General features: G+C 68.2%; 20 protein-coding genes. 14 read left to right on the forward strand and 6 right to left on the reverse strand.

What is annotated here, in order from left to right:
- Window positions 1-111 precede the first annotated feature (111 nt).
- From E0H50_RS27775 to E0H50_RS27785, 3 genes are all read left to right on the forward strand, one after another.
- Window positions 112-537 carry a hypothetical protein gene (locus E0H50_RS27775; RefSeq protein WP_131293478.1) on the forward strand — a complete coding sequence of 142 codons (426 nt, stop codon included), beginning with the start codon at window positions 112-114 and terminating at the stop codon, window positions 535-537.
- A gap of 290 nt (window positions 538-827) precedes the next feature.
- Window positions 828-1,013, forward strand: a complete 186-nt coding sequence (locus E0H50_RS43530) for a hypothetical protein (RefSeq protein WP_202868362.1) — start codon at window positions 828-830, stop codon at window positions 1,011-1,013.
- Window positions 1,014-1,217: 204 nt separating this feature from the next.
- On the forward strand, window positions 1,218-1,646 hold the full coding sequence (locus E0H50_RS27785) for a GyrI-like domain-containing protein (RefSeq protein ID WP_202868363.1): 429 nt from the start codon (window positions 1,218-1,220) through the stop codon (window positions 1,644-1,646).
- Window positions 1,647-1,697: 51 nt separating this feature from the next.
- On the opposite strand, the gene E0H50_RS27790 is transcribed toward E0H50_RS27785, so the two are convergent.
- Window positions 1,698-2,555: a helix-turn-helix transcriptional regulator gene (locus E0H50_RS27790; protein ID WP_131293480.1), complete on the reverse strand. Its 858-nt coding sequence runs from the start codon at window positions 2,553-2,555 to the stop codon at window positions 1,698-1,700.
- Between the two features lie 101 nt (window positions 2,556-2,656).
- Here E0H50_RS27790 and E0H50_RS27795 point away from each other — a divergent pair, with 101 nt between their 5' ends.
- Window positions 2,657-3,385, forward strand: coding sequence for an SDR family NAD(P)-dependent oxidoreductase (locus tag E0H50_RS27795; RefSeq protein WP_131293481.1), 729 nt, complete (start codon window positions 2,657-2,659; stop codon window positions 3,383-3,385).
- A 102-nt stretch (window positions 3,386-3,487) separates the two neighbouring features.
- Here the strand turns inward: E0H50_RS27795 and E0H50_RS27800 are convergent, their stop codons facing one another.
- The gene (locus E0H50_RS27800) at window positions 3,488-4,036 is read right to left on the reverse strand and encodes an NUDIX hydrolase family protein (RefSeq protein WP_202868364.1); all 549 of its coding nucleotides are present in this window, start codon (window positions 4,034-4,036) and stop codon (window positions 3,488-3,490) included.
- 129 nt (window positions 4,037-4,165) lie between these two features.
- Entirely contained in the window at window positions 4,166-4,837 is a 672-nt protein-coding gene (locus E0H50_RS27805) for a helix-turn-helix domain-containing protein (protein ID WP_131293483.1), read from the reverse strand.
- Between the two features lie 89 nt (window positions 4,838-4,926).
- Here E0H50_RS27805 and E0H50_RS27810 point away from each other — a divergent pair, with 89 nt between their 5' ends.
- Together E0H50_RS27810 and E0H50_RS27815 are read left to right on the forward strand one after the other, a co-directional pair.
- Window positions 4,927-5,688, forward strand: a complete 762-nt coding sequence (locus E0H50_RS27810; RefSeq protein WP_131293484.1) for a phytanoyl-CoA dioxygenase family protein — start codon at window positions 4,927-4,929, stop codon at window positions 5,686-5,688.
- 29 nt (window positions 5,689-5,717) lie between these two features.
- Window positions 5,718-6,950 carry an MFS transporter gene (locus tag E0H50_RS27815; RefSeq protein WP_131293485.1) on the forward strand — a complete coding sequence of 411 codons (1,233 nt, stop codon included), beginning with the start codon at window positions 5,718-5,720 and terminating at the stop codon, window positions 6,948-6,950.
- Here E0H50_RS27815 and E0H50_RS27820 read toward each other — a convergent pair whose 3' ends face one another.
- Window positions 6,951-7,700 carry a hypothetical protein gene (locus E0H50_RS27820; RefSeq protein WP_238151275.1) on the reverse strand — a complete coding sequence of 250 codons (750 nt, stop codon included), beginning with the start codon at window positions 7,698-7,700 and terminating at the stop codon, window positions 6,951-6,953.
- A gap of 55 nt (window positions 7,701-7,755) precedes the next feature.
- Between E0H50_RS27820 and E0H50_RS27825 the strand changes: the two genes are divergently transcribed.
- A complete protein-coding gene (locus tag E0H50_RS27825; RefSeq protein ID WP_130382015.1) occupies window positions 7,756-8,400 on the forward strand; it encodes an IclR family transcriptional regulator in 645 nt (214 codons plus the stop codon).
- Window positions 8,401-8,616: 216 nt separating this feature from the next.
- Here the strand turns inward: E0H50_RS27825 and E0H50_RS27830 are convergent, their stop codons facing one another.
- Window positions 8,617-9,105 (reverse strand): Lrp/AsnC family transcriptional regulator, encoded by a 489-nt coding sequence (locus E0H50_RS27830; protein WP_131293487.1) that lies wholly within the window; start codon window positions 9,103-9,105, stop codon window positions 8,617-8,619.
- 150 nt (window positions 9,106-9,255) lie between these two features.
- Here E0H50_RS27830 and hppD point away from each other — a divergent pair, with 150 nt between their 5' ends.
- From hppD to E0H50_RS27865, 7 genes are all read left to right on the forward strand, one after another.
- On the forward strand, window positions 9,256-10,458 hold the full coding sequence (gene hppD / locus E0H50_RS27835; protein ID WP_131293488.1) for a 4-hydroxyphenylpyruvate dioxygenase: 1,203 nt from the start codon (window positions 9,256-9,258) through the stop codon (window positions 10,456-10,458).
- Window positions 10,459-10,639: 181 nt separating this feature from the next.
- Window positions 10,640-11,113 (forward strand): DUF2690 domain-containing protein, encoded by a 474-nt coding sequence (locus E0H50_RS27840; RefSeq protein WP_131293489.1) that lies wholly within the window; start codon window positions 10,640-10,642, stop codon window positions 11,111-11,113.
- 45 nt (window positions 11,114-11,158) lie between these two features.
- Window positions 11,159-12,535: an FAD-binding oxidoreductase gene (locus E0H50_RS27845; protein WP_131293490.1), complete on the forward strand. Its 1,377-nt coding sequence runs from the start codon at window positions 11,159-11,161 to the stop codon at window positions 12,533-12,535.
- 138 nt (window positions 12,536-12,673) lie between these two features.
- The gene (locus E0H50_RS27850) at window positions 12,674-13,273 is read left to right on the forward strand and encodes a hypothetical protein (RefSeq protein ID WP_131293491.1); all 600 of its coding nucleotides are present in this window, start codon (window positions 12,674-12,676) and stop codon (window positions 13,271-13,273) included.
- 47 nt (window positions 13,274-13,320) lie between these two features.
- Window positions 13,321-13,986 carry a two-component system response regulator CseB gene (gene cseB, locus E0H50_RS27855; protein ID WP_165546781.1) on the forward strand — a complete coding sequence of 222 codons (666 nt, stop codon included), beginning with the start codon at window positions 13,321-13,323 and terminating at the stop codon, window positions 13,984-13,986.
- Window positions 13,987-14,003: 17 nt separating this feature from the next.
- Window positions 14,004-15,248, forward strand: coding sequence for a HAMP domain-containing sensor histidine kinase (locus E0H50_RS27860; protein WP_131293691.1), 1,245 nt, complete (start codon window positions 14,004-14,006; stop codon window positions 15,246-15,248).
- A 71-nt stretch (window positions 15,249-15,319) separates the two neighbouring features.
- Window positions 15,320-15,730, forward strand: a complete 411-nt coding sequence (locus E0H50_RS27865; protein WP_131293493.1) for a hypothetical protein — start codon at window positions 15,320-15,322, stop codon at window positions 15,728-15,730.
- Window positions 15,731-15,815: 85 nt separating this feature from the next.
- Here E0H50_RS27865 and E0H50_RS27870 read toward each other — a convergent pair whose 3' ends face one another.
- Window positions 15,816-19,568 (reverse strand): endo-alpha-N-acetylgalactosaminidase family protein, encoded by a 3,753-nt coding sequence (locus E0H50_RS27870; RefSeq protein WP_131293494.1) that lies wholly within the window; start codon window positions 19,566-19,568, stop codon window positions 15,816-15,818.
- Window positions 19,569-19,798: the final 230 nt, after the last annotated feature.

A 19,798-nucleotide genomic window follows, 5' to 3' on the forward strand; every position in this document is an offset into this window, starting at 1 on the left:
CGTTGGCCTCGAACCGCGAGGCCGAACGGCCCTGCCCGGCCTCGAGCGGCGGGCGGATCGTAGGTGCTAGCCATCGGAGTCCCTTCGATGGGCGAGGGGTGGGGAGGGTCGATGATGAGGGTCAAGTGGACCGATGCCGCGTCGAGCATCTTCGTGCTGGCCGCCGTCGGGGTGTATCTGAGCGGCTTGGGGTCAACGGCAGCGTTCGGCCTGAGCGATCGAGGGTCGGCGGCGGTGGTGTTCGGACTGGGGGTCGCGGCCTGCACCGCGGCGCGGTCCTATCTCGCAGACGTCTACGGTGCTGGTCCTGGTCGCCGAGCACCACTGGCCTACCTCGTGCTGGTCACCGGTATCGGTGTCGTGGCATTGGTCGCGGGAATCATCGCGGTCGTCGGCGCCGGCAGCGGCGCGATGGCAACTCTGGTGGCCGCGATCGTTGCGATGTGGATGCTGGCGAGCGCCAGGCACCTTGGCTGGATCGCGGCACCTACGCGACTCCGGCGCGACGAGGAAGCCGCGCCGTCACCGAACCCGTGAGGCGGCCGGCTGTCCAACTCCGAGCACGAATCCTGCGGGACTGCGATATCAGCCGTGCAGAACGCCAGGTCGGCTGAACCAGGAAGAAGGTCGGACATGGTCGTGGTCCGCATCGTGGCAGGAGTCCTCTTCCTCGCCCACGGGCTCGTTCACCTGCTCTACCTCGCCGACGACGTGCACGAGTTCTCCATGGATCGGTCGTGGCTCGTGCCAGACACCGCACGACGCCCACTCGCACTGGGCCTCACCGCTGCAACGGGTGTCGCCTTTGCCCTTCTCGCCTTGGCTGTGTGGGGCGTTCCAGTCTGTCTGCGGCGTGGCCGGCCCTCACTGTTGTGGCCTGTCTGCTCTCGCTGGTCCTGCTCGTCCTCTTCTGGAACACCTGGCTGGTGTTCGGCGTCGTGATCGATATCGCGCTTCTCACCGTCGCAGCGATCCGGCCGGACTGGGTTGGGCGAGTCCTGTCCGCGAGCTGACCGATACTCGCGGGCTCACAGAAGCGCGGGGAGGCGGCCGATCAGGAGCCGACATCAGGCGGCGGTTGTCCATCGCCCGTGGGGTCGACGGTGCGACCGGTGGGGACGTTTGGCCCTACTGACCGCATACGTCCGGGCCTGTGCTGGAGGTGAACCGAAACGAAGGGCGGAATGATGTGCACAACCGTGGTCGAGAGCCGAGTCTTGACCGAACAACCGACCGTCGTCCGCCGAGGGACGATGGCGCCGACCGAGATGTCTGCCTGGTTCCCCAAGACCTATGGCGAAATCGTCGCGTTTCTTCGGACCCACCACACCATGCCGGCCGGGCCTCCGTTCGCGCGCTACCATCAGCTTCCCGACGGCCGCTTCGAGGTCGAGGCCGGATTCCCGGTGGTCGGGGTAGTGGCCTCCGACGCCGTGACCCAGATGTCCAGCCTGCCCGGCGGCACGGTTGCCGTGACTGTTCACGTCGGCCCGTACGACACGCTCGGTGAGAACTACGCGGCAGTGGCCGAGTGGCTCAGGCTGCGCGGAGCGAAGGCTGCGGGCGACCCGTGGGAGATCTATCGCGACCCGCCTGACGGCGACCCCGCCACTTGGCGGACGGAGATCGTCCAGCCGTACGAGTAAGCGCGCTTACTGTGATGCGGCCTTCTTGTGGACGCAGCCCTCTCGGGGGGATCAACCTGTGGACATCGATTGGGTGCCGATGACGTCGAGCAGGCGGAGCGCGTCTTCGGACGCCGATCCCGGCTCGGCCGTGTAGAGCACCACGCGCTGGTCGCGCTCCGGCACCACGAGCACCTCGCAGATCACGTCGATCCGCCCGACCTGCGGATGGAAGATCGTCTGGCACAGCGTCTGCTGCCGCCCCACCTCGTGCCGCGCCCAGATCTCCGCGAACTCGGGGCTCCCGGCCAGCAGATCGTCGACCAGTTGCGCGAGGGCTGGATCGTTCGGGTAGGTGCTGGTTGCCGCGCGTAGGTCGGCTGCCGCGTCGCGGGCGAACTCCCGGGTGGCCTGCTCGCCGAACAACTCGGTCTGCCGATCGGTCAGGCTCTGCTGATCTGTGAGGAAGCGGAGCCGCAGCAGGTTGCGGTCCCGTGGCGGCAGCGCGGAGAAGTCGGTGATCAGCGCCGCGGCCAACGGATTCCACGCGAGTACGTCGTACTTCGCGTCCAGGACCAGACCCGGTACGTCGAGCCGCGCGAGCATCCGTAGTACGCCGGTCCGAACCTCCGCCGGCGGACCGGGCGGCGGAGCGGGCTGCTCGCCCGCGAGGCGGAACAGGTGACCGCGCTCGTCGTCCGACAGTCGCAGCGCGCGGGCGAGCCCGGTCAGTACCGGGCGGGACGGTCGTGGACCGCGGCCCTGCTCCAGGCGGGTGTAGTAGTCCGTCGACATGGTCGCGAGGCTCGCCACTTCCTCCCGGCGGAGCCCGGGCGTACGACGGCGCAGGCCGGCTGGGAGTCCGACGTCGGACGGCTGCAACGCTTCCCGCCGTACCCGCAGGAACTCCGCCAGCCCGTCGCGATCCATGTCTCCAGGATCCCAGGCTGCCGCGAGCTCAGCCAGGGACCGCCGATCCCAGCCTCAGCCGACTCTGCCTGATCACGTCGCATCACCGGAGGGTGGAGGGCATGGAGACGACGAAGATCGCGCTGGTTACGGGCGCCAACAAGGGCATTGGCAAGGAGATCGCACGGCAGCTCGGGGAGGCCGGGTTCACCGTGCTGGCCGGGTCGCGGGACGTGCAGCGCGGTGAACTGGCGGTGAAGGAGCTGGTTGCCGAAGGCCTCGATGTGGTCGGGATCCAGCTGGAGGTGACGGATGCGGCGTCGGTCCGGGCGGCGGCCGGGCGGGTCGCGGCGGAGTACGGGCGGCTCGACGTACTGGTCAACAACGCGGCGATCATCCCCGCGGGCGACGATGCGGTGTCGCGGATCGAGGCCGACGTACTGCGGTCTGCGTTCGAGACCAATGTGCTCGGGCTGGTGGGTGTGACGCAGGCGTTCCTGCCGCTGCTCCGGACGGCCGAGGCCGCCCGGATCGTGAACCTGTCGACGTCGCTGGCGTCGTTCGAGCAGGTCGGCGATCCGGAGTCGCGCATGTCGACCGTGCTGACGCTGGGCTACAACGCGTCGAAGGCGGCGGTGAACATGGTCACGGTGATGCTCGCCAACGAGCTGCGCACCACCGGCATCCTGGTGAACGGCGCCGACCCCGGCAACTGCGCCACCGACATGGGCGGCTGGACCGCCGCCCGCACCCCCGCCCAAGGCGCAGCGGTCGCGGTCGGTCTTGCGACGCTGGGTCCCGACGGGCCGACGGGGCACGTGTACGCCGAAGAAGGTCGCCTCGCCTGGTGAGCCCGACGACCTCCCGTGGGTCCACCCACCAGATGCCGGGTTCGCCCACCGGATCCCGAACGCAAACCCAGCATCTCGTGGGTCAACCCACCTGAGTGCGGGTCAGACGATGGCGCCTGACCAGGCGAGGGCCTGCTTGAGGAGGAGGCCGCGGCCGCCTTCCATGTCGTTGAGCAGGCTCGAGGACAGAGCCTCTTCGGGGGTCAGCCAGGTGAGTTCGAGTGCGTCCTGGCGTGGGTTGCACTCGCCCGTGACCGGCACGACGTACACGAGGGCGACCGCGTGCTGGCGCGGGTCGTGCAGCGGGGTCATGCCGGGGAACGGGAAGTACTCCGCGACGGTCACCGGGACCAGCGTGGCGGGCAGCCGCGGGAACGCCGCCGGGCCGAGGTCCTTCTCGATGTTGCGCTGCAGCGCGTCGCGGATCGACTCGTTGTGCAGGACGCGGCCGGAGACCAGCGTGCGGGTGATCTCGCCGGTCGCTGGGGACGTCCGGAGCAGGACCCCGACGTGCTCGATCTGGCCGGAGGTGTCGACGCGCGCCGGAACGGCCTCGACGTACAGGATCGGTACCCGCGTCCGGGTCTCCGCGAGCGCGAACTCGGAGAGCCAGCCGGGGTTCGGGTCAGGCGTTTGCACAGACGACGTCATGAGGGACATCTTTGCGTAAGGCCGTGGCTGGTGCTCCCCCGCCTACTGCGCTGCACTCGGCACGCCCCCGCGCGCCGATGCACCGCACCGAGCACATGCTCGCTACGGCGTGGGAGCACCAGCCACGGCCTACGGTCTGAAAGCGGACCTGTACTGGGATGGACTGAGTCCGAATGCTGAGCGGAATCTTCGCGTCGCGTGGCTCGGATCGTGCCAGCCGACCAGTGCGCCGATGGTCGCGACGGGCAGTTCGGTCTCGATCAGGAGACCGGCGGCGCGCTCGGCGCGGATGCGGTTCAGGTAGGCCATGGGGGACAGGCCGACCGACTTGCCGAAGAGCCGGATCAGGTACCCGGGCGCGAGGTTGACGCGAGCCGCGAGCTGGTCGAGGGCCCAGGGTTCGGCCAGGTCGGATTCGAGGAGGCGCATCGCGTGCTGGACCGCCGGATGCGCCGGGGCTCCGAGAGATCCCGGTACGAGCGCGCCGGACAGCAGCCCGAACACGTCCGGTCCGAGGTAGGCGTTCCGCACCACGAGTCCCTCGCAGTCGACGTACCCGTGCCACTCACCGGGCCGCAGTACGACGACCGAGTCCGGCGCCAGCGCGACCTCGCCGGCCGCCGACACGTGCGTGCCCCGCCCGGCCACCACGACCGCGATCTCGAAGAACGCGTGGCTGTGCGACGCGACGTCCGCGACCAGTTCGATCCGCTCCCCGGCCACCGGCAGCCGGGGGTCCGGGAACACCTCGCTGCTCAGCACGTTGTGCATCCAGGCCTCCAGGAGGTCAAGATCGGTCAAGTGCTGGTGAACCACCGCCTGTCCCCGGAGCGAGGCAACCGCGACGCTGGAAACACCTTCCAGGCCACCGGAATCCGAGGAGAACCCCGATGACCACGACCGACCCTACGGCACCCGCGACCGTCGACGAAGAGACCATTTCCGCCTATCGCCGCGACGGCGTCGTCCGGATCCGGAACATCATCGGCCGCGGCGAGGCGGCCCGGTTCGCCGAAGCTGCTGTCGCCGCCACGACGCAGGCCGACGACCTGTTCAAGGAGTCGAAGATCTTCAACCAGTACGTCAACGTCTGGCAGCAGAACGACGTACTGCGGGAGCTCACCCTCGACCCGCGTCTCGCCGCGGCGGCGACCGCGCTGGCCGGCGTACCGCTGCGGATCTGGCACGACCAGTTGCTGATCAAGCCACCGCACAACGGCGCGGCGACCGAGTTCCACCAGGACGCGCCGTACTGGCCGCACAAGGACTCCCGCGCGTCCCTGTCCGCGTGGATCGCGCTCGTCGACGTGCCGGTGGAGCGCGGCTGTATGACGTTCATCCCGGGCTCGCAGGACCATCAGAACCTGCGCCGTCAGGATCTGTCGGACCGCGACGACCTGTTCCGCGCCGCGCCGGACCTGCGCTGGGGAGAGCGCCTCACGATCCCGTTGCAGGCCGGCGACTGCACCTTCCACAACGCCTACCTCGCGCACTCCGCGACGCCGAACTTCACCGACGACCCGCGGATCGCGCACGTCAACATCTACTTCGACGCCGAGGCGACATACACCGGCGCCGCCCACGTCGTCACCGACGGCCTCGACCTGACCCCCGGCCAGCCGCTCGACCACCCCCACTTCCCGACTGTTTAATTTTTCACGGTGTGACATAAGTTGTCAGCGTGCGTCTGCTCACCGACATCCGCCCGCTGCGTGAGTCCGCCGATTTCCGGAGGTTGTGGGTCGGGTCGACGGTGTCGCAGCTCGGTCAGCAGATGACCGCGGTGACCGTTTCGATCCAGGTGTACGCGCTGACGCACTCGACGTTCGCGGTCGGGCTGGTCGGTCTGTGCTCGCTGGTCCCGCTGATCGTGTTCGGGTTGTACGGCGGCGCGATGGCCGACGCGATCGACCGCCGTACGCTCGCTCTCGTCTCGTCCGCAGGGCTGTGGCTGCTCTCGATGGTCCTGGTACTGCAATCGCAGCTGGACTGGGCACAGGTCTCGGTCCTGTACGCCGTGGTGGCCTGTCAGTCGGCGTGCTTCGCGGTCAACAACCCGGCCCGGTCCGCGATCATCCCGCGGCTGATCCGGCCCGAACTGCTGCCGGCCGCGAACACGCTCAGCCAGGCCGCGTTCAACCTGGGCTTCACCGCCGGACCGCTGCTCGGTGCGGCGGTGATCGCCTGGCACGGCTTCGCGGCGGCGTACCTGGTCGACGTGATCACGTTCACCGCGGCGCTGTACGCGCTGTTCCGGCTACCGCCGGTGCCACCGACCGGCGTCGTACGGCGGGCCGGGCTGCGCTCGGTGCTGGAGGGATTCACGTTCTTGCGCGCCGCACCGGCGTTGCTGGCGACGTTCCTCGCCGACATCCTCGCGATGGTGTTCGCCCAGCCCCGGGCGCTGTTCCCGGCCGTCGCGGGCGCGTTCTTCGGCGGCGGCGTGCGAACCGTCGGCCTGCTGCAGGCCGCGCCGGCGATCGGGGCGCTGATCGGCGTGATCTTCTCCGGGTGGGTGACCCGCGTCCGCCGTCAGGGCGTGGCGATTGTGCTGGCGATCACGGCGTACGCCGCTGCCGTCGGGCTGTTCGGGCTGTCCCGGACGATCTGGCTGGGTGTCGCGCTGCTCGCCCTGTCCGGGGCAGCCGACATGGTCAGTTCGGCGTACCGGAACACGGTGCTGCAGTCCGCGGCGCCGGACGCGATGCGCGGGCGGCTGCAAGGGGTGTTCATCGTGGTTGTCGCCGGCGGGCCGCGGCTCGGTGACTTCGTCGCGGGTACGACGGCTTCGCTGACCACTCCGACCGTCGCGCTGCTCGGCGGTGCCGCGGTGTGCGTGACCGGGCTGCTGATCCTGCTGGCGCGGAACCGGCCGTTCCGGGTCTACGACTCACAGACCCGGGCACTCAGCTGACTAGCCTCCGGTGGCCAGCTTCTTGAGGACCGTGAACCAGGAGTCCATGTCCGGGTTGATCTCGGTCACCGGCTCGTCGTCGATGGTCACGATCTTGCGGTCGCCGAGCGGCTTCTTCAGCTTGATCGGGGTGATCGACATGTTGCTGTCCTCCGGACAGGGCGAGTCGGTGTCGACGACCACCATGATCTTGTCCTCGAGTTGCTGGACGCTGAGGTCCGACGCGCACTTGCCGACGGTGCCGAACAGCAGGTCCGCCTCGTCGTACTTGGGCGCGTTCTGGATCCACTTGAGGTACTTCGGCTTCTTCCCGTCCACCCGCTGGTAGTACTTCACCGGCTGCTGGGTCTTCTCGTTGGGGGGCCGTGAGCCGTCGCCGATGAACGTGCCGTAGATCATGTCGATACACGGATCCTTGGCGTCCGGGCCGTCGATCGCCCCGAACGCGCGGGCGGCCTTGTAGCAGCCGACCGCCTCGCGGTTCAACGAGATGTTGAAGCCGATCAGCGCGACCGCGCCGACGACCATCGCGATCGCCAGCATCCGGCGGGACTTCAGCTGCTGCGGGCCGAGGATGCCGGCCGCCCGGCGGGCCTCCTCCGGGGTCGCGTCGGCCGGGACCGAGGTGGTGCGGAACAGGGCCGTGATCGTGCTCGTCCATTGCGGATTGATGATCGTCGGAACGGCATAGACCAGGATCAGAACGACGATCACGACGATGGCTGGAAGCAGCGACCAGTAATTTCGCACGGCAGCAAGATACGGGGCCATCGGGCCGCGCCCGAATAACGGATACTCTTTCTAGGTGCCCGCCGAGACCTCGCAGACGCTCGACCGGGGGCTGACCGTCCTCGAGTTGCTGGCGGACGCCCCGGACGGGCTGTCCATTACCGAGCTCGCCGCGGCGCTCGGCGTGAGTCGTACGGTCGTGTACCGGCTGGTGAACACGCTCGAGCTGCACCGGCTGGTGCGTCGTGACAGCGAGGGGCGAGCCCGGCTCGGTCTCGCCGTACTGCACTACAGCCGGCGCGTGCAGCCGACGCTGCGTGATGCCGCGCTACCGGTCCTGCGTTCGCTCGCCGAGGACACCGGCGCGACGGCGCACCTCACGGTCGCGGACGGTGAGGAGGCGCTCGCGATCGCGGTCGTCGAGCCGAGCTGGACCGACTACCACGTCTCGTACCGGATGGGTTCGAGGCATTCGCTGGACCAGGGCGCCGCCGGCAAGGCGATCCTCGCCGGCCGCCGCAAACCCGACCCCGCCGGACGCCCCTTCGTCGTCACCTCCGGCGAACTCCAGGCCGGCGCCCAAGGCGTGTCCTCACCCGTCCTGGGCGTCCCCGGCGTCGAAGCCTCCATAGGCGTAGTAGTCCTGGGCAAACTCGACCGAGACTTCGTAGGCCCCCGAGTAGCCCGAGCCGCAGTAGAAGTAGCCAAACGCCTGGCCTGACGCGGACGCCCACCACTCACCAACCGCACGCTCCGTGGGCGTACTCCGCCTCGGCAAGCGCGGGCCGCGCCATTCCAGCGGGTTGGTGAGTGGTGGAGGTCCGGGGCCGCCAACCTCAATCCATTTGCCTGGCTGACCCAGCAATTTGCCTGGCCCACCAGCGAACTCGGGGGTTCCTGACCCTGGTTGAGGGTCACAAACCCCGCATTTGCTGGGTCAGCCAGGCAAATGGGGGTGGGGGTTGGTGGCGGCTTCTACCAGGGGAAGAACGCGGTGGGGGATTTGTTCGGCCAGGGCGATGACGGTGGAGGCTCTTTGGATGCCTCGGACGATGACTACCTGGTCGATGACGCGTTGGAGGTCGGCGTTCGAGCGGGCGACTATGCGGCACCAGAGGTCCTCGGCGCCGGTGATGGTGTGGACCTCGAGGACCTCGGGGATGCGGGCGAGCGCCTCGGCGACCGTGGTGTGACCTGAGCCCTGCTCGATCTGCAGCGTCGCGAACGCCGTCACCGGGTAGCCGATCGCGCTCGTGTCGATGTCCGGCCCCCACCCGCGCACCACTCCATCGCGCTGCAACCGGTCCAACCGCGCCTGCACGGTCCCGCGCGCGACCCCCAGCCGGCGCGACGCCTCCAGTACGCCGACCCGCGGCTCGGCAGCGAACAGCCCCAGGATCCGGGCATCCAGCGCATCGACCGTCATGGCCAACCTCCCGCGATGGTCAGACTGACCAAATAGTCCAGCAACATCCGCAGCATACTGCACAGCTTGTCCGGCCAAACAAGGAACTGTTGCGCAACCTGCGCCCACCCACCAGGCTCGGCTGCACGAAACCGACCCGGGAGGACCCCGATGACCAGCACCGACCTCACGCCCGCAGAGCTCGACGCCGATCTCGACCTCGACCAGCTGAAGCAGCTCGTCGGCCTGGTGCCGTACGACGAGAGCACCGACCCGTTCCCGGTCACCGCCATGGATGCGGTGGTGTTCGTGGTCGGCAACGCCACCCAGACCGCGAAGTGGTACCAGCTCGCGTTCGGGATGGACCTGGTCGGGTACTCCGGCCCCGAGACCGGCTCCAAGGACAGCAAGTCGTACGTCCTCAAGGCCGGCTCCGCCCGGTTCGTGATCTCCGGTGGCGTCAGCCCGAAGAGCACGCTGCTCGACCACCACCGCAAGCACGGTGACGGCGTCGCCGACCTCGCCCTCGAGGTCCCGGACGTCGACAAGTGCATCGCGCACGCCCGCAAGGTCGGCGCCGTCGTCCTCGAGGAGCCGAACGACGTCTCCGACGAGCACGGCACGATCCGCCGCGCGGCGATCGCGGCGTACGGCGACACGCGGCACACGCTGATCGACCGCAGCAAGTACGACGGCCCGTACCTGCCCGGCTTCGTCGCGGCCACCACCAAGGTCACCCGCCCCGAGGGGCACCCGAAGCGGCTGTTCCAGGCTGTCGACCACGTGGTCGGCAACGTCGAGCTCGGCAAGATGGACGAGTGGGTTGCCTTCTACAACAAGGTGATGGGCTTCGTGAACATGGCGGAGTTCATCGGCGACGACATCGCCACCGACTACTCGGCGCTGATGAGCAAGGTCGTCGCCAACGGCAACCACCGGGTCAAGTTCCCGCTGAACGAGCCGGCGGTGGCGAAGAAGAAGTCGCAGATCGACGAGTTCCTGGAGTTCTACGACGGCGCCGGCGCCCAGCACATCGCGCTCGCGACCAACGACATCCTGCGCACCGTGGACATCATGCGGGCCAACGGCGTCGAGTTCCTGAACACCCCGGACTCCTACTATCAGGACCCGGAGCTCCGCGCCCGGATCGGCGAGGTGCGGGTGCCGATCGAGGAGTTGCAGTCGCGCGGGATCCTGGTCGACCGCGACGAGGACGGCTACCTGCTGCAGATCTTCACCGCGCCGATCGGCGACCGCCCGACGGTGTTCTACGAACTGATCGAGCGGCACGGCTCACTCGGCTTCGGCAAGGGCAACTTCAAGGCACTCTTCGAGGCGATCGAGCGCGAACAGGAGCGTCGCGGCAACCTTTGAGAGGCTGTCTGACCCGCTAGGAGCCGGTTAAGCGGGTAACCGACGCCCAGAACCTTGCCGGTAGCAACTGCATACGGCGTGTCGCCGTCCGATTACCGGAATGACTGTCCGGGCAGGCTCCGTTCGCGTAGTGTGCCTTCCTGAGTGGGCGTCGGGGCGTGCACTCAGGAAGGGTTTCGTCATGAAGACACTGGGCATTCTGCTCAGCACCGCCGGCCTGGCCGGCGTGGGCGCGTTCGCGTTGTCCGCCCTCCCGGCCGAGGCGGCTACGGCCGCCAGTTGCTCGGGCGCGAGGTCCATCGCATCGGCGCCGATGCTGCGTAACCACCAACCACCCAGCTGGGGCACGGTCCGGCTCGTCCGCGACAGCTGCTACCAGTACTGGGCCGAGATCACCATGGCGTCGCCGCTGGTGGCCAACGCGAAGGCCAACGCCTTCCTGGTGCAGTACGGCGGCGGCAACAACGGCCGGGTGCTCAGCTGCGACAGCAGCGGCGGCAACGGCGCGGTGATCCAGGGGCAGCGCACCTGCCGGACGCCGAAGGTGAAGGCGACCGCCGGCAGCATCACGTTCGCCGCCATCGGCCGCGAGTACCACAACTACGGCGGCGGCTACGAGGAGATCTCGGAGAACGTCACCAAGCGCACTCGGTGAGACAAGGGGTGCGCAGTACCGCGGAGTAGTAACTAGGCTCGCTGTATGAGTGAGGTTGTCGAGCAGTTGCGTCAGGTACTGCCGCCCGAGGCGCTGGTGACTGATCCGGACCGGATGGAGAGCTACCGGTACGACCGGGCGATGTTCTGCCCGGCCGGGGTTCCGCTCGCGGTCGTGCTGGCCCGGGAGACCGCGCACGTCCAGGCCGCGGTACGGGTCGCGGCCGAGGCCGGCGTACCGATCGTGCCGCAGGGCGCGCGGTCCGGCCTGTCCGGCGCCGCCAACGCGCTCGACGGCTGCATCGTGATCTCGCTGGAGAAGATGGACCGGATCCTGGCGATCGAGCCCATCGACCGGTACGTCGTCACGCAGCCGGGCGTGTACAACGCGGTGCTGTCCCGCGCAGTCGGGGAGCACGGGCTGTTCTACCCGCCGGACCCGTCCAGCTGGGAGTTCTGCTCGATCGGCGGCAACCTGTCCACAAACTCGGGCGGCCTGTGCTGCGTGAAGTACGGCGTGACCACGGACTACGTGCTCGGCCTGGAGGTCGTGCTCGCCGACGGGCGGATCCTGCGGACCGGGCGGAAGACCGTGAAGGGCGTCGCCGGGTACGACCTGGCGAAACTGATCGTCGGCAGCGAGGGCACGCTAGGCATCATCACCGAGGCCACGCTGGCGTTGCGCCCGGCCGCCGCGAAGCCGAAGACGATGGCCGCGCTGTTCGGCTCCGGCGTCGAGGCCGGGAACGCGATCCTGGAGATCATCCGCAGCGGCGTCTCGCTGAGCCTGTTGGAGATCATGGACCGGACCACGATCCAGGCCGTCAACAAGTACAAGCGGATGGACCTGCCCGACGAGGCCGCCGCGATGCTGATCGCCCAGTCCGACGCGGGCGGCGAGGCGGGCGCGGCCGATGTCGCCGCGGTGGCCAAGCTGTGCCGCGACCACGGCGCGCTGGAGTGCATCGAGGCCGAGGACGACGCCGAGGGCGAGATGCTCCTCGAGGGCCGCCGGGTCGCGCTCACCGCGCTGGAGGAACTCGGTACGACGATGATCGACGACGTCGCCGTACCGCGCTCGCGGCTGGCCGAGTTCATCGGCCGGCTCGAGGACCTGTCGGCCGAGCTGGACATCACGATCGGCGTCCTCGGGCATGCCGGCGACGGCAACATGCACCCGACGGTCGTCTTCGACCAGACCGATCCGGCGCAGGCGGAGCGGGCGCAGATCGCGTTCGACCGGGTGATGGAGATCGGGCTGGAGCTCGGCGGGACGATCACCGGCGAGCACGGGGTCGGGGTGCTGAAACGCACCTGGCTGGCGGAGGAGATCGGGCCGGTCGCCCTCGACGTGCACCGGGCGATCAAGACCGCGCTGGACCCGAAGAACCTGCTGAATCCGGGAAAGGTCGTTGCCGGATGAGGCTGTGACGGAACCGCAATAGAACTGTCGAGGCCACTCGACGTCCATGCCCGTCGAATGTGACGTCCGGCCGACACCATGGAAGTGAGGACGTGTACGAATTCGCGGGGGGACTTGATGCAGGGTAGGAGGCGCCCGATGAGTCTGTGGCGCCGTACCGTGCTGCCTGTCGTCGCCGCGGTGGTGGCGACGATCACGCTCGCCGCCTGCGGGAACGGCGGCGGATTGCGCGTCGAGGGGCCTGAATCGCCGCCACCGACGACCCCGACACCGTCGGTCGCGTTCGGTACCGGCACCCCCTCGCCGAAGGCCGAACGCACCCCGGAAGTAGCCGTTGACCTGTACAAAGTCCGGTCCCGGCTGCTCGCGGACAAGCGGCTGTCGAGCTACTCGCGGACAGTCCTCGTGAATTGCACCGTGATTTCGCGTTGCCTCAGCAGGGGTAAGACCGTTGATGTATTGCACAGCGGTACACCTCAGCAGATCGTTCTGATCCATACTCTGGAGAAGTTCGTCTTCGGTATCTTCCTGATCGCCGTCGAGCCGACCGGCCCGCGACCGATCTGGAATCTGGACGTCGAGCAACCGACCGTGAACGCCAGCCCGCAAGGGGACCTGGTGGTCGAGTCGAAGATCTTCGGGATCAACGACCCGGTCTGCTGCCCGTCCGGCCGGCGGGTCGAGGTCTACCGTTGGAACGGGCGGCAGATGATCAAGGTGAGCTCGACGGACCAGTAGGGAGACTGAAGTTCGTGGTACCGGAAGAACCGGCAGCGCGCATTCTCATGGTTGAGGACGACGCGGTGATCCGTGAGGCGACGCAGTTGACCCTCGAGCGGCACGGCTACGACGTGACCACGGCCGAGGACGGCCTGGAAGCGATCGAGCGTTTCGAGAAGATCCATCCGGACGTCGTGATGCTCGACATCATGCTGCCCGGGCTGGACGGTATCTCGGTGTGCCGGCGGATCCGCGAGACCAGCACCGTCCCGATCGTGATGGTGTCGGCGCGCGGAGACGCGCTCGACGTCGTACTCGGCCTGGAAGCGGGCGCTGACGACTATGTGACCAAACCGTTCGACACCCAGGTGCTGGTGGCACGGTTGCGGGCGGTGATGCGGCGCGCGGTCTCCGATCCGGAGCGTCCGGCACCGGCGGCCGGCTCCGGCGTGGAGTCGTTCGGCGACCTCGAACTGGATCGGGAGGCGCTGGAGGTACGGCGCAGCGGACAGACCGTCCAGCTGACGCCGACCGAGCTCAAGCTCCTGATCGAGTTCGCCAACAACCCCGGTGTGGTGCTGAGCCGGTCGACCTTGCTGCAACGGGTCTGGGACTACGAGTGGGGTGGCGACGGCCGGCTGGTCGACGTCCACCTGCAGCGGCTACGGACCAAGATCGGTGCCGACCGCATCGAAACCGTCCGCGGCTTCGGGTACAAGCTCAGGGCATAACGGATGGGCCTTGAGTGATGGGACTGCGCGGCAAGCTCGGTCTCATCTTCCTGCTGGTCTCCGCGCTCGCGATCCTGGTGCTGTGCGTCGCGGTCTACACCCAGGCCCAGTCGGCCCGGCTGGACCGCACGCGCAGCTTCGCGGACGAGCGGATCCAACTCGCGGCGCAGTCCTACGACACCAACGACGTACCGGTGTTCGGGGCGAAGGTGGACGATCCGGAGCTGCCGCCGCAGTTGCGGGAGGCGGTGCTCGAGGGCAAGCGGGCCACGTTCAAGACCGGGTCGCCGCACGCGAAGATGTGGGCGGCGGTCGCGGTCAAGGACGGCAAGGTGCTCTCGATCGAGCAGGACTACGAGAGCACCGACGACTCGATGAAGGCGTTGCAGCAGGCCTTGATCCTGGGCGGGATCGGCACGGTCGCGCTGGTCGCGCTGGTCAGCGTGATCCTGGCCGGCAGCCTGTCCAAACGGATCGTCGCGGTCGCGGGCACTGCCCGGCGGATCGCGGCGGGCGATCTGGACGCGTCCGCGGCCGAGGCCGTTGGCAAGGGCAAGGACGAGGTGCAGTCGCTGGCGACCGCGCTCGACACGATGGCCAGTTCGTTGCGCGGTCAGCTGGAGGCCGAGCGCCGGTTCACCGCGGACGTCGCCCACGATCTCCGTACGCCGGTGACGGGTCTGACCACCGCCGCGGAACTGCTGCCGCCGGGACGCCCCAGCGAACTGGTGCGCGATCGGGCAAAGGTCCTGCGCCGCCTGGTCGAGGATCTCCTGGAAATCGCCCGCTTCGACTCGGGTGTCGAGCAGGCCGATCTGGAACTGGTCGGACTCGGCGCGTTCGTCGGCTCGGCGGTGGGGCGGTTGCGGATGCAGCAGTCGCTCGCGCCGGACAGTGTCATCGTGCACCAGACCGGGCCGGACGAGACGGTGTCGACCGACTCGCGGCGGATCGAGCGGATCCTGGCGAACCTGATCGTCAACGCGTTGCGGCACGGCCGGCCGCCAGTGGAGGTGACGGTCTGCGGCCGGACCGTCGAGGTCGTTGACCATGGCAACGGCTACCCCGAGGAACTGATTGCCGAGGGCCCGCGTCGGTTCCGGTCCGGGATGGCCGAACGCGGCGCCGGGCACGGCCTCGGCCTGACGATCGCGGTCGGGCACGCCAAGGTGCTGGGCGCCGAGCTGACGTTCGGCGAGGCACCTGGCGGCGGCGCGCTTGCCCGATTGGTCCTGCCGGCCGGACCTGAGACGGTGTTGTAACACAACCTTTCCGTCGGCTACCGCGTCTTCCCCTCCGTAACACCAACAAAACGAGGGGAAACCAGAACATCATGCGTACTCAGTTCGTTCGCCGTACCGCCGCTGCTCTCGCGGGTGTCGCACTGGCTGCCGCCGGTCTCGGCGTCGCCGGAGCCCTGCAGGCCAACGCCGCCACCACGACGACCACGGCGAGCGCTTCGGTCGCGGCGAAGTCGATCACCATCAAGTCCGACAAGACCACTGCGAAGGCGTGGACGAAGGTCTCGTTCACCGGCAAGACGTCCGGTATCGCGAAGAACACCGTCGTCCAGGTGCAGCGGCTGCAGAACGGCAAGTGGGTCAACTTCCCGGCCACCACCAAGGTGACCAGCCGGGCGACCTACTCGGTATGGGTTTCGAGCGGCCGGGTCGGCGTGAACAAGTTCCGCGTCGTCGCGGCGAACACCGCGTCCGCGCCGGTCTCGGTGACCATCACCAAGTAGTCGGCGCCGGCCAACTGCCGGGGGTGGGGACAACCACCGGGGGCGTTGCACAGTGAATGACCTGTGCAACGCCCCCGGTTGGTGTTCAGTGCGTGCCGTAGACGTTGAACTCTGCGGCTGATCCGAAGACCGCTCCGTTCAGGGAGCTTGTGCCTACGAACTTCACGTAGCGGCCGGGCTTGGCAGTGAAGTCGACCCGCTGTACGGCGGTGGAGTTCGGGAACTGCCCGGTCGCAACCGGCGTACCCCAGTCCTGACCGTCCGCGCTCACATAGATCTCGTACCCCTTGAACATCCCGTTCGTACCACTCTGCCGGGGCAGGTAGCCGAACCCGTTCACCTGGTACGTCGACCCGAGATCGAGCGTCATGTAGTGCGGGTACCCGGCCGGCGTGCTGACCTCGGACCAGGCGGAATGCCAAAGGGTGCTGGGGTTTCCGTCCAGCGCCATGGTCGCGGCTCCGCCCGTGGCGACGTCCTCACTGCTCACGGCAGCCACCTTGATCCGGGACTGCGGAACGATCCCCGGCGGCAGCACAGTGGCCTCCGCACTGATCGTTGCCTGACCACCCGTCGCCGTCACCGGGTACTTGCCCTCCGGCGTACCGGCCGGGGGAGTGACGTCCCACGTGGTCGTCACACTGGTGCCTGCGGCAACGGTTGCGTGGGTCGCCGGCGTGGTCGCCGTCACGGTCCAGCCGTCCGGTGCGGTCAAGCCCAGTGTGATGTTGCCGGCGGCCACCACATCGTTGTTGGTGAACGTCGTGGCGACGGTGTTCGCTTCACCGGACACCAACCCGGTCAGGCCCGACACCGCGACTGAGGTGCAGTCCGCCGGCTGCGACGTCGTACCGAGATCGGTGACGGCGAAGTTGTCCATGATGAAGTCGGCCTGGTCGCCGCCGTCGGTGAGCTTGCGCAGCCCGACCCAGTAGTCGCCGCCGCAACCGGCCACGAACTCCTGGTTGAACGTCGCCTTCGTCCGCTGTTCGCCGATCGGCGTCGCCTTGACCTCCACGGACGCCGGCCGGTCGACGCCCTGGACCCACGCGTATTGCCCGGCGCGACCGCTCTCGTAGTCGAAGCTGACCTTGTACTTGTGGCCCGGCTGGAAGTTCACCGTCCACGGCGCGGTCCGGTAGACCAGCCCTTGGTTCTCCTCGTGCGACTTGAGCGACCAGTTGCCGTCGAGCACGTCGTCGACCAGCTTCCCGTTCCAGCCCGCCTGCGTGTACGGCGCATGTTTGGGAGCGAGCACTGTCCGCGGATCCGTGACGCCACCGGCATCGCCCTTCACGAACGGACCCCAGCCTTGGTCCACGTGCTCGAAGTCGTCCACGAGCCCTGCCGCGGGACGCGTCGTCTCAACCACCCGCACGTCGTCAACCCGCACCCTCGCGGCCGACGCCACTGCTCCGATTGCCAGGTCAGCGGTAGTTCCCTTGGCGGTGAAGACGACTCGAGCCCGCTGGTAGTACGCCTCGTGTTTGTCGTCAGCAGCAACCATGTTCTGTGCGGTCGACCTGATGACCTGGTTGCGTACGCCGTCCACGGTCAACGTCGTCGTCCGTGACTTGCCCGGCTCGACCTCGACCCAGACGGACGCGCTGTAGGTGCGGCCGGCGGTGAGCCCGGTGATCCGCTGGCTGATGGAGGAGGCTCGCGTGCCGAGCTGAACCACGTGCTGGCCGTTGTCGAGGGTCGCGATGGTCGCGCCACCGGTCGCGTTCCAGGCCTGGAGGTTGCCGGCGTTGAAGCCGGGGTCCTTCAGGTGGCTGCCTTCACCCCAGGCGGCGGTCCGCGGCTGCGGAGCGGCTACCGGGTAGATCACGTACGGCCGGCCCGGGATGGCGTCCACCGTGATGGTCCCGTGGTTGGCGCGGATCGTGGTCGGCTTGGCGCGGCCGGTGTCGGTGAGTTGGTACGCGGTGAACGTGCTGACCCCGGCGAACGCGCTGGGCAGCTGCCAGGTGGTGCGGCCGCCGGCCGGGTTGTAGTGGTACAGCTTCTTGTTGTTGTCCCACGGCAGCAGGTACTTGTCGCCGTCGAGCACCTTCGCGTTCCCGACGTACACGGCGCGCTTGCCGTTCTCGACCGCGCCGCGGACGCCGCCGGTGAACGTGATGTCGCCGCTGTTCCAGTCCAGGATCTTCTGCTGCTGCAGGAACTTCGTAGGCAGGTTGCGCTGCCAGATGTTGGCGTAGAACGCGTTCCAGTCGGTCTCGCCGGTCCAGCCCTCGAACTCGACGATCGCGGTCTGGCCGAGGATCGGGTCGTGGTTCCAGACGTCCTTCTCGTGGTTCCGGACGAACCGGATGATCTGCGAGTTCAGGCCCTTGTTGGTGGCGCCGCCGTAGTCGAGGTCGTTGGCCCAGTGCGACCACAGCGACGTCCGCTCGTGCCGGTCCGCCCATTCGGTGGCGATCTGCCAGCCCTGGTCGGCGAGCTGCCGGGACAGGCCGTCGGCGAGCCAGCCCGACTGGTAGTACACGTCGATGTACAGCTCCTGCAGGTTCTTGTCGGTCTCGTCGCGGAGCTGCTGGAACCGCTTCACGATGTTGCCGGAGGCAAGATCCGGGCGCTGCTTGATGTAGTAGCTCTGGTTCAGCCAGTTCCAGCCCTTGGCGTTCTTGTCGACCAGCTCCTCGCTGAACGCGTTCGCCTCCGGGTAGGACTCGGTCGCGTTGACGTGGACGCCGAACGACGCGTTCCAGGACTTGCCCTGCTTGAGCAGTGTGTTCAGGTCGGTCAGGCCGCCGGCGCGGGTGTTGTAGTTGCCCCCGTAGTCCGGGTGGGCGGAGTCGTGGCCTTCCGCGCCGTACCCCTTCAGGACCGCCATCTGGCCGAGGCCGTCGGTCGCCAGCGAGATCCGCTTCACGTCGTCGAGCGTCCGCAGGAACGGGTGCGTGGCCTGGCTGGCGAAGTTGAACGGGATGTGTGTGATCACCCGGTTCTTGACCTGGTCACCGCCGTTCGGCTCGGTCATGATCGAGCGGAACGCGACCGCGCCGTCCTCCCAGTCGACCGTGCGGTCGTTGTTCGCGTCGGGGGTGACGACGACCTTCGCCCACGGGAGCGGTTCGGTGTACGGCGACGTGTCGGCACGGTACGTCCATTGGCCGCTCCACACGCCGACGCGGGTACTGCCGTCGGCGGCCTTGCGGGCGCGGTGCCAGAACCGGGCGCCGTCGTCGACCGATGGCCCGGACGGCTTGTCGTACACCGAGTTCGACTCGATGCCCGCCGCGAGACCGCTGGTGTTGACGAACGCGTACGCCGCACCGGTCGCGGCCGGATCGCCCGGCGTGCTCGCGGTGACCGGAGTGATCTTGTCGGCGGTACGGGTCGAATCCGGATCCAGCGTGGTGAACGCGGTCGTCGCGCCGGCGTCCGTACTCGCCACCGAGACCAGGTCGTGGTCGGGGATGTCGATGGTGTGCACCCGGCTCGCGTCGCTGTCGCGCACCGCGTCGATCGCGAACGTCGTCACCCGGCCGGTCACGCTCAGACTCGCGTCGAGCTCGACGCCGGGAAGGGCGTCGAAGACCAGTGTGTACGACGCTCGCGCGCCGTCGACCGTCGGTGTCGCCGCGAGATGCGCGGTGCGGGCCACCCCGTCGATCGTGACCGTCGAGATCGCGTCCGGCTGACCCCCGAGGGCCTGCCCGGAGGCGTTGTCGACGTACTTGACCACCCGGGGAAAGTCCGCCCCGACAGTGACCGTCAACTCCGGCGACCGCAACGTGAGATCACCAGCAGCATGCGCACCTGAAGGCACGCCCAGCACACCGGCAGCCAACGCTACAGCCAGTACTCCACACCCCACTGAACGTTTCATGCCGACGAAGTTCGCACGTAACCGCTAACTCGTCAAGAGAAACGAACAGTAATGAACAACTTCCGCTCCCGTCGACCCACCTTGAGCACCCACCAACCGTTTCGGCGGCCCCGGGATGGTTGGTGGGGGCCCAAGGACGAAAATCCCACTTTGGGCACGCACCAACCGTTTCGGCGGCTCGCGCGTGGTTGGTGGGTGCCCAAAGACGCCGCTGCGGGGTCGGCGCGGGG

The sequence above is a fragment of the Kribbella sindirgiensis genome (assembly GCF_004331435.1).
Classification (GTDB): Bacteria; Actinomycetota; Actinomycetes; order Propionibacteriales; family Kribbellaceae; genus Kribbella; species Kribbella sindirgiensis.